Consider the following 13199-nt stretch of genomic DNA (forward strand, 5'->3'; position numbering starts at 1 on the left):
ATGCTGACGGTCGTCGGCCGCGACGGGTCGCCCCTTCTGGAGGGGGCCAAGGCGGCTCTGGAGAGCGCCACGCTGGTGGTGGGCGCCGCCGGGCATCTCGACGGGCTTCCCCTGGCGCCGGATGCCCGCACGGTCGCCACCACGGATTTCCTGGAAGCACTCGAAGGTGTCGACGTCAGTAAAGAGGACGTCGTCCTCGTCGTGGACGGCGACCCCGGTTACTTCGGAGTCGTCCGCGAACTGCTCGAAGAGGGGCACGCGCCTGAAGCCTTTCCCGGGACGCCCCTGGTGGCGCGGGCTTTCGCCCAAGCAGGCCTGCCCTGGGACGACGCTCTCGTCGTCTCCGCCAAGGACGGGCATCTGAGGCAGGCCGTCAACGCGTGCCGCGCCCATCCGAAAGTGGCCGTCCTCACCGAGCCGGGCGCTGGGCCATCCGAGTTGGCACGCGCGCTGTTCCCCGTCACACCGCGCTCGTTCGTCGTCTGCGAGGACTTGGGCGGCCCCAAGGAGCGTGTCGTCTACGTCCGCCCCGCGGAGGCGACCACCCGTCCGTGGAACGACCCCGAGGTCGTGCTCGTCCTGGACAACCGCCATGCGCTGGGAGAGGCGGGCTGGGTCGGCGGGCCGGCGCCGGGCCCGGCCGGGTGGGCGCTGCCCGCGGATGCCTTCGGCGGCGGACCGGGCCCGCGCCCCGAGGTGCGCGCCTTCGTCCTGGCCAAGCTCGGCCCCAAGGTCGGCGACATGGTGTGGGACGTGGAGTCCGGCGACGGCTCGGTCGGCATCGAGTGCGCCCGCTTCGGCGCGGCCGTCGTCGCCGTCGACCGCGACCACGCCGCGTGCGCGCGGGTGCGGGAGAACGTCCGCCTGCACGGCGTCAAGGTGGCGATGGCGTCCGGCGACGTCCGGTCCAGCGCCGAGCACCTCCCCGTGCCCGACGCCGTCTTCCTCGGCCGCGGCGGGCCGGAGGCCGTCCAGGTCTGCGCGGCCCTCCGCCCGGCACGGATCGTCGTCCTGGCGACGCCCGCCGAGGTTCGCGCCATACTGGACGAACTGGGCGGGCAGGGCTTCGCCGCCGACGCCGTCCGGCTCCAGGCCGCCCCGCTGGACCCGCGGGCGGAGGCGGGGGAGCCCGTGATCGTCGTCTGGGGCGAGCGCGACGCCCGGACCCCCGAGCGGCCGACCTCCCGGACGAGCCGCCCCATCGAGACCATCTCCGCGTTGCCCGGAGTTGTGGAGGAGCGCAGTTGACCGTCCGCCGGCCCCACCCGATCGAGGTCCGCTCGTATGAGGTCCTCCGGTCCCGTGTCGACCTCTCCCCGATGCCGCCGCTCTGGCGGGCGGTGGCCGAGCGGGTGATCCACGCCACCGCCGACCTGGAGTACGCGGTCGACCTGGTGACCACGGAGGAGTCCCTCGCCCAGGGCTGGGCCGCGCTGCGCGCCGGTGCGCCGATCGTCGCCGACGAGGGCATGGTCGCCGCCGGGATCACCGCCCGTGAGGCGGTCTGCCACGCCGCCGACCCGGCCGCCGCCCGGATGGCGCGCGCCGCCGGCATCACCCGGTCCGCCGCGGCCGTCCGGCTGTCGTACTCGGAGGTGGGCCCGGGCGCGGTCTGGGTGGTCGGCTCCGCGCCGGAGGCGCTCTTCGAGATCATCACCCGCCGGGTGAGCCCCGCCCTGGTGATCGGGATGCCGGTGGGCTTCGTCGGCGCCTGCGAGGCCAAGGACGCCCTGCGCGCGAGCGGGCTGCCGCAGCTCAGCAACGTCTCGGAGAAGGGCGGGTCCGCGGTCGCGGCCGCCGCCGTCAACGCGCTGCTCTACTACGAGGCGGAGCGGCCGTGACCGAGCCCGCCGATGTCGACCTGCGCCACCACGGGGACGCGGAGGTCGGCGACGGCCTCGCCGACTTCGCCGTCAACGTCCGCACCGGGACGCCCCCCGAGTGGCTGGCCGAGCGCATCCGCGCGTCCGTCGCCGACCTCGCCGCCTACCCCGACCCCCGCCCGGCCCGCAAGGCGGTCGCCGCCCGGCACGGCAGGTCGACCGAGGAGGTGCTGCTCACCGCCGGGGCCGCGGAGACGTTCGTGCTGCTCGCACGGGTGCTCACCCCGCACCGGGCCGTCGTGGTGCACCCCCAGTTCACCGAGCCGGAGGCCGCGCTGCGCGGCGCCGGGCACGAGGTGGAGCGGCTGGTCCTCGGGAAGGACTTCACCCTCGACCCCGGAGCCGTCCCGGACGACGCGGACCTCGTCGTGATCGGCAACCCGACCAACCCGACCTCCGTCCTGCACCCGGCCGGCGCGCTCACCGCGCTGGCCGCGCCCGGCCGGACCGTCGTGGTCGACGAGGCCTTCATGGACTGCGTCCCGGGCGAGCCGGAGAGCCTCGCCGCGCGGCTGCCCCCGGGCGTCGTGGTCATCCGCTCGCTGACCAAGACGTGGGGCCTCGCCGGGCTGCGCGCCGGTTACGTCCTGGCCGAGCCCGCCCTGATCGGACGGCTGGCGGAGGCGCAGCCGCTCTGGGCGGTGTCGACCCCGGCGCTCGCCGCCATCGAGGCCTGCTCCGGCCCCGAGGCCGTCGCCGAAGGGGAGGCGTGGGCCGTCGAGCTCGCCGCCGAACGCGACCGGCTGGCCGCGGAGCTTGCGGCGAGGGGCCTGTACGTCGTGCCCGGAGCGCGCGCGTCGTTCCTGTGCCTGCGCGTGCCGGACGCCCTGGGCATCAGGGCCCTGCTGAGGCAGCGCGGTTACGCCGTCAGGCGCGGAGACACCTTCCCGGGGCTCGGCTCCGACTGGCTGCGGATCGCCGTGCGCGACCGCCCGTCCAACGACCGGCTGCTGGAGGTGCTCGGTGAGCTGGGCATCTGACATCGGAAAGGACGCCATGAACCTGATCGAGGAGACCGTCGCCTCCATCGCCCCCCTGGACGAGGCGGCCATGCGGGACGCCCGCGACCTCCAGGCCCGGCTCACCAAGCCGCCCGGGTCCCTCGGCGTCCTGGAGGAGGTGTCGGTCCGGCTCGCCGGGCTGGCCGGGCAGTGCCCGCCGCCGCTGCCGGAGCCCGCCGCGGTGGCCGTGTTCGCCGCCGACCACGGCGTCCACGCCCAGGGCGTCACGCCGTGGCCGCAGGAGGTCACGGCGCAGATGGTGGCCAACTTCCTGGCCGGCGGCGCCGTCGTCAACGCGTTCGCCGCGCAGGTCGGCGCGGACGTCACGGTGGTCGACATCGGCGTCGCCGCCGAGCTGGACGAGGCCCCCGGCCTGCTCCTCCGCAAGATCGCGCCCGGTACCGCCGACATGACGGCGGGGCCCGCGATGACCGCCGAGCAGGCGCGGCGCGCCGTGGAGGCGGGCATCGAGACCGCCGGAGAGCTCCGCGCGCGGGGCGCCCGGTGCCTGATCACCGGGGACATGGGGATCGCCAACACCACCGCGTCCGCCGCGCTGATCGCCGCATTCACCGGCCTGCCGCCCGAGCGGGTCACCGGCCGGGGGACCGGCATCGACGACGCCACCCACGCGCGCAAGGTCGAGGTGGTGCGCGCCGCGCTGGCGAAGCACGGGCTGGCGGAAGGGCACGGCAAGGCGCCGATGGAGGTCCTCGCGGCGGTCGGCGGGCTGGAGCACGCGGCGATCGCCGGATTCGTCCTCGGCGCGGCGGCCCTGCGCGTCCCCGTCGTCCTGGACGGCGTCATCGCCGGCGCCGCCGCCCTGGTCGCGGCCGCGCTGTGCCCGGACGCCCTCGGCGCCTGCGTCGCGGGACACCGCTCGGCCGAGCCCGGCCACTCCGCCGCCGTCGAGGCCCTCGGCCTGCGGCCCCTGGTCGACCTGGAGCTGCGGCTGGGCGAGGGGACCGGCGCCCTGCTCGCGTTGCCGCTGGTCCAGGGCGCGGCGCGGGTCCTGCACGAGGTCGCCACGTTCGACTCCGCCGGGGTGAGCGAGAAGGACGCCGGGCGGCCGTAACAACGTGATCACGGAATGAGTCACGCTCGGCTATCGAACGGGCGGAGCCCCTCTCCACCGACTCCCCGGGCCGAGTACCTTTGTTCCACAAAGCCACTGTCCGCCACCCCGTCCGAGAGAACCACCGTGCCCCCGTACCTGCTTGGCCTGCGACTCGGCGGGCGACGCGTCCTCGTCGTCGGCGGAGGGCGGGTCGCCCAGCGCCGCGTGCCCGCCCTGCTGGACGCCGGCGCCGAGGTGGTCCTCGTGTCCCCCTCGGTCACCGCGACCCTGGAGGGCCTCGCCGACCATGGCCGCATCACCTGGCGCCGGCGGCGCTACGAGCACGGCGACTGCGCCGGCGCCTGGCTGGTGCAGGCCGTCACCGACGACGCCAAGGTCAACGGCGACGTGGTGGCGGAGGCCGACGCCGCGCGGATCTGGTCCGTCCGGGCCGACGACGCCGAGTCGTCCCCGGCCTGGACGCCCGCCAGCGGGCACGCGGGCGACGCGACCGTCGGGGTGCTGCTCGGCGGCGACCCCCGGCGCGCCGCGGGCATCCGCGACGCGGTGGTGGAAGGGCTCCGCGACGGCGCCCTCGAATCCCGGCACTCCCGGCGCAAGCCCGCGGGCGTCGCGCTCGTCGGCGGCGGGCCGGGCGACCCGGGCCTGATCACCGTGCGGGGGCGGCAGCTGCTCGCCATGGCCGACGTCGTCGTCACCGACCGGCTCGCCCCCGGCGGGCTGCTGGACGAGCTGGCCGCCGACGTCGAGGTGATCGACGCCGCCAAGATCCCCTACGGCCGCACGGTCACCCAGGACCGCATCAACGAGTACCTGGTCGAGCACGCGCGGCAGGGCCGCTTCGTCGTCCGGCTCAAGGGCGGCGACCCGTTCGTGTTCGGGCGCGGCGGCGAGGAGGCGCTGTACTGCGCCCGCCACGGCGTCCCCGTCACGGTCGTCCCCGGCATCACCAGCGCGGTCGCCGTGCCGTCCGCCGCCGGCATCCCGGTCACCCACCGGGGCGTCGCGCAGGAGTTCCACGTCGTCTCCGCGCACGTCCCGCCCGGGCACCCCGACTCGACCGTCGACTGGGAGGCGCTCGCCCGCGCGAACGGCACGATCGTCCTGCTCATGGCGGTGGAGCGGATGGGGCTCATCGCGGCGGCCCTCATGCGCTATGGTCGGTCGTCCGGCACGCCGGTGGCCGTGGTGCAGGACGGCACCCTTCCCGGCCAGCGGGCGCTGACGGCGACGCTGGGCACGGTGGCCGACGAGATGGCCGCCGGTGAGGTCCGGCCCCCGGCGATCGTGGTCGTGGGCGACGTGGTCAACGTGGCACGAGAGATCGACATGATTCGAGCGGACTTGGGACGGGATCCGTGACACCCCCCGCAGAGCAGAGCACGGTCCACGACGAGGAGGCCGGCGCCGGCTCGGGGCGCGGGGTCGAGGAGCCCGCCCCCGGCGAGACCACGGCGACCGGCGAGACCGCCACGTCCGGTGAGAGCGGGGCGTCCGGTGAGACGGCGTCCGGCGAGAACACGTCCGGCGAGGACGCGTCCGCCGAGCGCGGGCGGGTCGAGGACACGGGAGGCCGCGCCACGGCACGGAAGAAGGAGACCTCGAAGAAGGGCAGGGCGGGAGATGACGCCGTGCCCGAGGACGAGGCGAAGGACGTCCAGACCCCCGAGACCGAGACCTCCGAAGGCGCAGAGACGCCCGAGGTAGTCGAGAACGTCGCGATGGCCCAGCCCAAGCCCAAGCGCGGCAGGCGGCGCGCCCCCAGGGCCGGGGCCACGGTCAACCAGGGCGAACTGGTGCGCGCCCTGACCGCGCTGCGCGAGCAGCTCGGCGCGTTCGACTTCCTGCTCGACGTCCCCGGCGTCGAGCAGGCCCGCGAGGCCCGCGACGAGCTGCGCGGCCAGCTCGTCGACTACGTGCTGCCCCGCGTCCAGGCCGCCGGCGCCCCCATGCTGGTGGTGCTCGGCGGCTCCACGGGAGCGGGCAAGTCCACCCTGGTCAACACGCTCGTCGGCGCCCGCGTCAGCGCGACCGGCGTGCTGCGCCCCACCACCAGCAGCCCGATCCTCGTCTGCCACCCCGACCACGTCCAGTGGTTCATGGAGGGCCCGCTCCTGCCCGGCATGGGACGGGTCCGCGGCCCCGCGCCCGACGCCATCGCGGGCGACCAGCTGGTCATCATCGCCAGCGACGTCCTCCCGCCGGGGCTCGCCCTGCTCGACAGCCCCGACTTCGACTCCGTCTTCGAGGACCACTACGAGTTCGCGACCAAGCTGATGGCCGCCGCCGACCTGTGGCTGTGCGTCACCACCGCGGCCCGGTACGCCGACGCCCAGGTCTGGCAGATGCTCCAGCGGGCCAAGGAGAACGGCGCCACGATCGGCGTCGTGCTGTCCCGCGTCCCGCAGGGCGCCGGCGCGGGCGGCGGCGAGATCGTCGAGCACTTCGCCGAGATGCTGGACGAGCACGAGGTCGGCGACGCGCGGCGCTTCACCATCCCGGAGACCCGGGTCGAGGACAGCCGCCTCCCCGAGGAGACCGTCGAGGACATCCGCTCCTGGCTGACCGGCGTCGCCGAGGACGCCGAGGACCGCGAGATCGTCGTCAGCGACACCCTCGCCGCCGTCCTGGACAGCTTCCGCACCCGCGTCCCCGAGGTCGCCCGGCAGGTCGAGGCCCAGGTCGAGCAGCGCACCGAGCTGGCCAGGGAGGTCGAGGCCGGATACGGCACCGCCCTCGCCGAACTGGACGAGGCCACCCGCAACGGCTCGCTGCTGCGCGGCGAGGTGCTGGCCCGCTGGCAGGACTTCGCCGGCACCGGCGACCTGCTGCGCGCCCTGCACGTCCAGCGGTCCCGGCGCGGCCGCGCCGCGAACCGGCGGCACCGCAGCCCGGCCCGCGTGCGCGCCCTCAAGGCGGCGCTGCGCAGCGGCCTGGAGTCGCTGATCATGGCGTCCGCCGAGCACGGCGCCGAGCAGGTCATGGCCCGCTGGCGCGAGCACCCGGCGGGCCCGCAGGTGCTCGCCCGCGCCGACGCGAGCCTCGGGCACGTCTCCCCGGAACTGTCGCGCCGCGTCACCCGGGCCGTCAGCGCCTGGCAGGACCACGTCCAGGAGCTGATCCGCACCCAGGGCGTCACCAAGCGCTCGGTCGCGAAGCTGGTCTCGTTCGACACCGAGGCGGTCTCGCTCGTCCTGATGGTCGGCCTGCTCGGCTACGGGACGTCCGACGTGGCCGTGGAGGGCGGCAACAGCGCCGTCCCGCAGCGGCTGCTGAAGGCCCTGTTCGGCGCCGAGTCCCTGCGCGGCATGGGCGCCAAGGCCCGTGCCGACCTGCGCAGCCGCATCGGGATGCTGTTCGACGAGGAGGCCATCCGGTTCGGGCAGGTGCTCGACTCGGCCGGCATCCCCGACGAGACCGTCCCCGTCCAGCTGTACCAGGCCACCTACAACCTCGAGGTTGCCCGATGACCACCTCGGCCATCCCCGCGAACTCCCCGGCGGGAACCGGCGAGACCCCGCTCCCCGGCGCGCCCGCGCCCGACGCCCCCGCCGAGCCCGCCGGCCCGCCCGCGCTGGTCGACCGGCTCAACGGCCTCGACCGGCTCGTCCAGGCGGGGCTCGGGCGGCTCGACCAGCCCGTCCTGGACGACGCCGACGCGCTGCTGCGGCGTGCCGGGCAGCGGCTGCGGCTGTCCGGGGACCACACCGTCGTCACCCTCGCCGGCGGCACCGGCAGCGGCAAGTCCTCGCTGTTCAACGCCATCTGCGGGCTCGAACTGTCGCCGACCGGGATGCGCCGCCCGATGACCTCGCAGGCGCACGCGTGCGTCTGGGGGCTGGACGGGGCGGGCCCCCTCCTCGACTGGCTCGACGTCGACAAGCGCCACCGCTACGCCCGCGCCAGCGCCCTCGACGAGCGCGCCGACGCCTCCCTGCAGGGCCTCGTCCTGATCGACCTGCCCGACCACGACTCCATCCAGGCGATGCACCGCGCCGAGGTCGACCGGTTCGTCACCATCGCCGACCTGCTGGTCTGGGTGGTCGACCCGCAGAAGTACGCCGACGCGGCCCTGCACCGCAACTACATCGTCCCGTTCGCCCGGCACACCGGCGTCACCCTGATCGTCCTCAACCAGGTCGACCGGCTCGCCCCGCACGAGATCGACGACTGCGTCGCCGACCTGCGCCGCCTCCTGGAGGCCGAGGGGCTCGCCGACCCGCGGATCGTCACCACCTCCGCGGTCGCCGAGGACGGCGTGCACGGCTTCCGCGACACCCTCGTCGACACCGTCGCCGCCCGCCGCGCCCGCACCGAGCGGCTGTCGGCCGACGTCGACCGGGCCGCCGAGAGCTTCACCGGCTACCGCTTCGACGCCGAGCCGCCCGTCACCGTCGACGACGGGCGCAAGGCCGACCTCATCCAGGCCTTCACCGACGCCGCGGGCGCGCCCGCCGTCGCCGAGGCCATGGAGAGCGCCTACGAGCTGCGCGCCGCCGACTTCATCGGCTGGCCCGTCACCGCCATGATCACCCGGCTGCGGTCGGACCCGCTGCGCCGGATGCGGCTCACCGAGCTGCGCGAGGAGCTGCGCAACGCCTTCACCGGCCCGATCGGCGCCCAGCAGGGCGACGTGGACAACGCGCTCCAGGCCGTCACCGAGGGCGTGGCCGCCGAGCTGCCGCCGCACTGGGGCCGCTCGGTCCGCGCGGCGGCCCGCTCCCACGCCGGCGAGATCCCGGAGGCGCTCGGCGAGTCCCTCAAGGAGGCCCTGCCGACGTTCAACGTGGTGCCGCGCTGGTGGTGGCTCGTGAAGACCTGGCAGTACTTCCTGATCCTGGTCGCCGCCCTCAGCGTGGTGTGGATCGGCTTCCTGGTCGCCTACGGCCTGCTCGGCCTCGGCGGCGACGACCCCGACGGCCTCCTCGGCCAGGCGGGGCTGATCCCGTACGTCGCCATCCTGGCCGTCTGCACGTTCGGGATGGGCTGGCTCACCGCGTCCGCCTGCCGCAACATGGTCGCCCTGTCGTCCGCCAAACACGGCGAGAAGATGGAGCTCCACATGCGCCAGGGCATCGAGCGCGTCGCCCGGGAGAAGGTGATCGTCCCCATCGAGGACGACCTGGAGGTCTACGCCCGCTTCCGCCGGGACGTCGACGTCGCCCTCGGTCGCGGCTGAGTTATCCACAATTCCGCGACGCCCGGCCGGGGCCGCCGCCACTGAGCCACCGTTGTCCTCGTACGCGAGACAACGGAGGACGCGATGAACGAGGCGCTTGTCACCATCACCGGCTGGGTAGCGGCCGAGCCCCGCTACGCCGTGACGGCCAACGGCCACCCCTTCCTGTCGCTGCGGGTGGGCTGCACGCCCCGCCGCTTCGACCGCCAGACCAACCAGTGGCAGGACGACGAGTCCCTGTTCGTGACGGTGAACTGCTGGCGCGGCCTCGCCGACAACATCAACGCGTCCGACCTCCAGCGCGGCACCCCGGTCCTGGTCACCGGCCGCCTGCGCATCCGCCAGTACGAACGCGACGACCAGTGGCGCTTCTCCGCCGAGGTGGAGGCCACCACCCTGGGCCCCGACCTGTCCCGCGGCACGGTCGACTACCGCCCCGCCCAACGCAGCGGCCCCCTGACGGACGAAGACCGCCAACTGGCCCGCGAAACCGCCGACCAATGGGCCCTGACCACCCCCACCGACCAGGAGGAGGAACCCAAGGCCGCCTGACCCACCCCGCGCAGTCGATCCCGACCTCAAAGCCCCGGCCGCCCGTTCGGGCGCGCTGGAACCCCGGGGGCCTGCCTGGCCGCGGAGTTTTTCGTGGCGAGCAGGGGTGGGCTGGGATGTCCGGGTGGGGGGAGGTCGCGGGTCGCAGGTGGTGGGTCCGTGTGGGCGTGCCCGCTGCTTTGGTGGCTTTCTGGCAGGTCAGATCCAGGAAACGCCGCGCATGATGGTCCCCCTCAGGATGTGCCGGGCGCCGTGAGATGTCAGGCCCGGACGCCGGTGATCAGATCGGTCACCCGCTTGGCGTTCCCGAACGTACCTGTTTCACGCCCGTTCCGCACACGTTGCAACTATCGTATTACACAACGTGATGTGCGTAAGGGGGAAGGATGACGGCAGTGCAGTCGTCCGCCGAGGACCGGGGTGGGGAGCTGGCGCGCAGGCCGAGGCGCAGGGCGCGACTCAAGCGTCCGTCCCTGCTCGTGGTCTACGTGCCGGTGGTCGTCGCCGTCCATCTGGGGCTCACCGTCGCGGGGCTCCTGGAGACCCCGTTCCGGGGCGACGATCTGATGACCTTCGGCGCCCTGCTGGCGTGCAGCGCCGTGTGCATCGAGGCGACGCGCAGGCTGGGGATGCCGGCGGGCGTCGCGCGCGACCTGCTGTCGGCCTGGTGGCTGCCGGTAGCGCTGCTGCTGCCGCCGGTGTACGCGCTGCTGATCCCGGTGCCGCTGCAGGCGCTGCTGCAGTTCCGCGTCCGCCGGACGCTGATCTACAGGCGGGCGCTCGTCGCCGCGGCGCACGGGATCGCCGGGGCGGGCGCGTCGGTGGTGTTCCACCTCGTGGTGCCCGATCCGCTGCAGGGCGCGCCGCAGTGGGTCGTCGACGCCTACCCGGGCATCCCGGCGGCCGTCGGCTGCGCGGCGCTGTTCACGGTGGTGAACACGGCGATCGTCGCGGTCGCCGCGCACGCCGCCGATCCCGAGAGCCGCTGGCGGGACGTCCTGTGGACGCGCGAGAGCCTCCTGCTCGACGTGGTCGAGCTCTGCGTCGGCATCCTCGTGGCGATCACGAGCGCGCTGTCGCTGGGGCTGCTGCTGCTCGCCCTGCCGCCGGTGATGCTCCTGCAGCGCAGCCTGATGCACCAGCAGCTCCAGGCCGCCGCGCGCACCGACGCCAAGACGGGCCTGCTGAACGCCGCCGCGTGGCAGCGCGAGGCCGACACCGAGCTGTCCAGGGCCCTGCGCACCCACGACGCCGTCGCCCTCCTGCTGATCGACATCGACCACTTCAAGCGCGTCAACGACACCCACGGCCACCTGGTCGGCGACCAGGTGCTGGTCGGCGTGGCCAGCACCCTGGGCCACCAGCTGCGCGACTACGACGTGGTGGGCCGGTTCGGCGGCGAGGAGTTCGTCGTCCTGCTGCCAGGAGCCGACACCGTGGAGGCCTGCCGCGTCGCCGAGCGCCTCCGCGGACGGGTGCGCCGCCTCGCCGTCCCGGCCGAGGAGGGCACCGTCACGGTCACGGTCTCCGTGGGCGTCTCGCTGTTCCGCACCCACGGCCAGGACCTCCTGGAACTCCTCGCGGCGGCCGACCTGGCGCTCTACCGCGCCAAGTCCTCGGGGCGCGACCGGGTGTGCCTCCCCGCCCTGGAGGGGCCCAAGCCGTCCGACAACTGAGGCGCGACGCGATAAACAGGTTCCAGGACCCCCTAGTCTTGACGACATGGCCGAGTACATCTACACGATGCAGCGTGTGCGCAAGGCACATGGCGACAAGGTCGTCCTCGACGACGTCACCCTGCATTTTCTTCCGGGCGCGAAGATCGGCGTCCTGGGGCCCAACGGCACCGGTAAGTCGACGCTGCTGCGCATGATGGCCGGTCTGGAACAGCCCTCGAACGGCGACGCGCGCCTCATGCCCGGTTTCTCCGTCGGCATGCTCCAGCAGGAGCCGCCGCTGAACGAGGAGAAGGACGTCCTCGGGAACGTCCAGGAGGGCGTCGCCGAGACCAAGGCGATGCTCGACCGGTTCAACGAGATCGCCGAGCTGATGGCGACGGACTACTCCGACGAGCTGATGGAGGAGATGGGCAAGCTGCAGGAGCAGCTCGACCATCGCAACGCGTGGGACCTCGACAGCCAGCTCGACCAGGCGATGGACGCGCTGCGCTGCCCGCCCGGCGACGCCGACGTGTCGAAGCTGTCGGGCGGTGAGCGCCGGCGCGTCGCGCTGTGCAAGCTGCTGCTGGAGGCGCCCGACCTGCTGCTGCTGGACGAGCCCACCAACCACCTGGACGCCGAGAGCGTCCAGTGGCTGGAGCAGTTCCTCGCCAAGTACGAGGGCACCGTCCTGGCCGTCACGCACGACCGGTACTTCCTCGACAACGTGGCCACCTGGATCCTTGAGCTCGACCGGGGCCGCTGCTACCCCTACGAGGGCAACTACTCCGTCTACCTGGAGAAGAAGGCCGACCGGCTCAAGGTCGAGGGCAACAAGGACGCCAAGCGCAAGAAGCGCCTCGAGGACGAGCTGGAGTGGGTCCGCTCGAACCCGAAGGCGCGCCAGACCAAGAGCAAGGCCCGCCTGGAGCGGTACGAGGAGATGGCCGCCGAGGCCGCGAAGCACCGCAAGCTCGACTTCGAGGAGATCCAGATCCCGCCGGGCCCGCGCCTCGGCCAGACGGTGATCATCGCCGACAAGCTGACCAAGGGCTTCGACGACCGGCTGCTGATGGACGACCTGACGTTCAACCTCCCCCCGAACGGGATCGTCGGCGTCATCGGCCCCAACGGCGTCGGCAAGACCACGCTGTTCCGGATGATCGTCGGGGAGGAGCGGCCGGACGCGGGCGACCTGCGGGTCGGCGAGACCGTCAAGATCTCCTACGTCGACCAGGGCCGCGGCGGCATCGACCCGAAGAAGACGGTGTGGGAGGTCGTCTCCGACGGCCTGGACCACATCAACGTCGGCCAGGTCGAGATGCCGTCCCGCGCCTACGTCGCGGCGTTCGGGTTCAAGGGCCCCGACCAGCAGAAGCCCGCCGGCGTCCTGTCCGGCGGCGAGCGCAACCGGCTCAACCTGGCGCTGACGCTCAAGCAGGGCGGCAACGTCCTCCTGCTGGACGAGCCGACCAACGACCTGGACACCGAGACCCTGTCCAGCCTGGAGAACGCCCTCCTGGAGTTCCCCGGGTGCGCCGTGATCACCTCGCACGACCGGTGGTTCCTGGACCGCATCGCCACGCACATCCTCGCGTGGGAGGAGGGCTCGAACTGGTTCTGGTTCGAGGGCAACTTCGCCGACTACGAGAAGAACAAGATCGAGCGGCTGGGCGCCGACGCCGCCCGCCCGCACCGGGTCACCCACCGCAAGCTGACCCGCGACTGACAGAGATGATGTAGGTGAGCGCCCCCCGGCGGGGGTCTGACCCAGCGACTGACTGACCTTGGGTCCTGAACGGGATCTGTCGGCCCTGGCCGGGAGGCGCTCATGTGCACTCACTGGAC

10 protein-coding genes are annotated in these 13199 nt (G+C 73.6%); all 10 read left to right on the forward strand.

Annotation, left to right across the window (positions count from 1 at the left end; all coding sequences use genetic code 11):
* The 10 genes from ABWI07_RS10655 (at position 1) to ettA (ending at position 13080) form a co-directional block, all read left to right on the forward strand.
* The gene (locus ABWI07_RS10655; protein ID WP_353818406.1) at positions 1-1248 is read left to right on the forward strand and encodes a bifunctional cobalt-precorrin-7 (C(5))-methyltransferase/cobalt-precorrin-6B (C(15))-methyltransferase; all 1248 of its coding nucleotides are present in this window, start codon (positions 1-3) and stop codon (positions 1246-1248) included.
* On the forward strand, positions 1245-1841 hold the full coding sequence (locus ABWI07_RS10660; protein WP_149261431.1) for a precorrin-8X methylmutase: 597 nt from the start codon (positions 1245-1247) through the stop codon (positions 1839-1841). The genes ABWI07_RS10655 and ABWI07_RS10660 overlap by 4 nt, the downstream gene beginning before the upstream one ends.
* Positions 1838-2863 carry an Rv2231c family histidinol phosphate aminotransferase CobC gene (cobC, locus tag ABWI07_RS10665; protein ID WP_353818407.1) on the forward strand — a complete coding sequence of 342 codons (1026 nt, stop codon included), beginning with the start codon at positions 1838-1840 and terminating at the stop codon, positions 2861-2863. The genes ABWI07_RS10660 and cobC overlap by 4 nt, the downstream gene beginning before the upstream one ends.
* Positions 2847-3959, forward strand: coding sequence for a nicotinate-nucleotide--dimethylbenzimidazole phosphoribosyltransferase (gene cobT, locus ABWI07_RS10670; RefSeq protein ID WP_235037061.1), 1113 nt, complete (start codon positions 2847-2849; stop codon positions 3957-3959). The genes cobC and cobT overlap by 17 nt, the downstream gene beginning before the upstream one ends.
* A 126-nt stretch (positions 3960-4085) precedes the next feature.
* Complete coding sequence (gene cobA, locus ABWI07_RS10675; protein WP_235037062.1) at positions 4086-5324, forward strand: uroporphyrinogen-III C-methyltransferase; 1239 nt, start codon at positions 4086-4088, stop codon at positions 5322-5324.
* Positions 5321-7432, forward strand: coding sequence for a GTPase family protein (locus tag ABWI07_RS10680; RefSeq protein ID WP_235037064.1), 2112 nt, complete (start codon positions 5321-5323; stop codon positions 7430-7432). The genes cobA and ABWI07_RS10680 overlap by 4 nt, the downstream gene beginning before the upstream one ends.
* Positions 7429-9141: a GTPase family protein gene (locus ABWI07_RS10685; protein WP_235037065.1), complete on the forward strand. Its 1713-nt coding sequence runs from the start codon at positions 7429-7431 to the stop codon at positions 9139-9141. The genes ABWI07_RS10680 and ABWI07_RS10685 overlap by 4 nt, the downstream gene beginning before the upstream one ends.
* 84 nt (positions 9142-9225) lie before the next feature.
* Positions 9226-9693, forward strand: coding sequence for a single-stranded DNA-binding protein (locus ABWI07_RS10690; protein WP_149261434.1), 468 nt, complete (start codon positions 9226-9228; stop codon positions 9691-9693).
* A 386-nt stretch (positions 9694-10079) separates the two neighbouring features.
* Positions 10080-11369, forward strand: coding sequence for a sensor domain-containing diguanylate cyclase (locus ABWI07_RS10695; RefSeq protein WP_149261435.1), 1290 nt, complete (start codon positions 10080-10082; stop codon positions 11367-11369).
* 46 nt (positions 11370-11415) lie between these two features.
* A complete protein-coding gene (gene ettA, locus ABWI07_RS10700) occupies positions 11416-13080 on the forward strand; it encodes an energy-dependent translational throttle protein EttA (RefSeq protein WP_149261436.1) in 1665 nt (554 codons plus the stop codon).
* Positions 13081-13199: the final 119 nt, after the last annotated feature.

This window comes from Actinomadura sp. NPDC000600 (assembly GCF_040492135.1).
GTDB lineage: Bacteria > Actinomycetota > Actinomycetes > Streptosporangiales > Streptosporangiaceae > Spirillospora.

Coding starts and splice junctions, on each gene's coding strand:
- ABWI07_RS10655 (WP_353818406.1), top strand. CDS start 1: ATGCTGACGGTCGTCGGCCGCGACGGGTCGCCCCTTCTGGAGGGGGCC.
- ABWI07_RS10685 (WP_235037065.1), top strand. CDS start 7,429: ATGACCACCTCGGCCATCCCCGCGAACTCCCCGGCGGGAACCGGCGAG.
- ABWI07_RS10690 (WP_149261434.1), top strand. CDS start 9,226: ATGAACGAGGCGCTTGTCACCATCACCGGCTGGGTAGCGGCCGAGCCC.
- ABWI07_RS10695 (WP_149261435.1), top strand. CDS start 10,080: ATGACGGCAGTGCAGTCGTCCGCCGAGGACCGGGGTGGGGAGCTGGCG.
- ettA (WP_149261436.1), top strand. CDS start 11,416: ATGGCCGAGTACATCTACACGATGCAGCGTGTGCGCAAGGCACATGGC.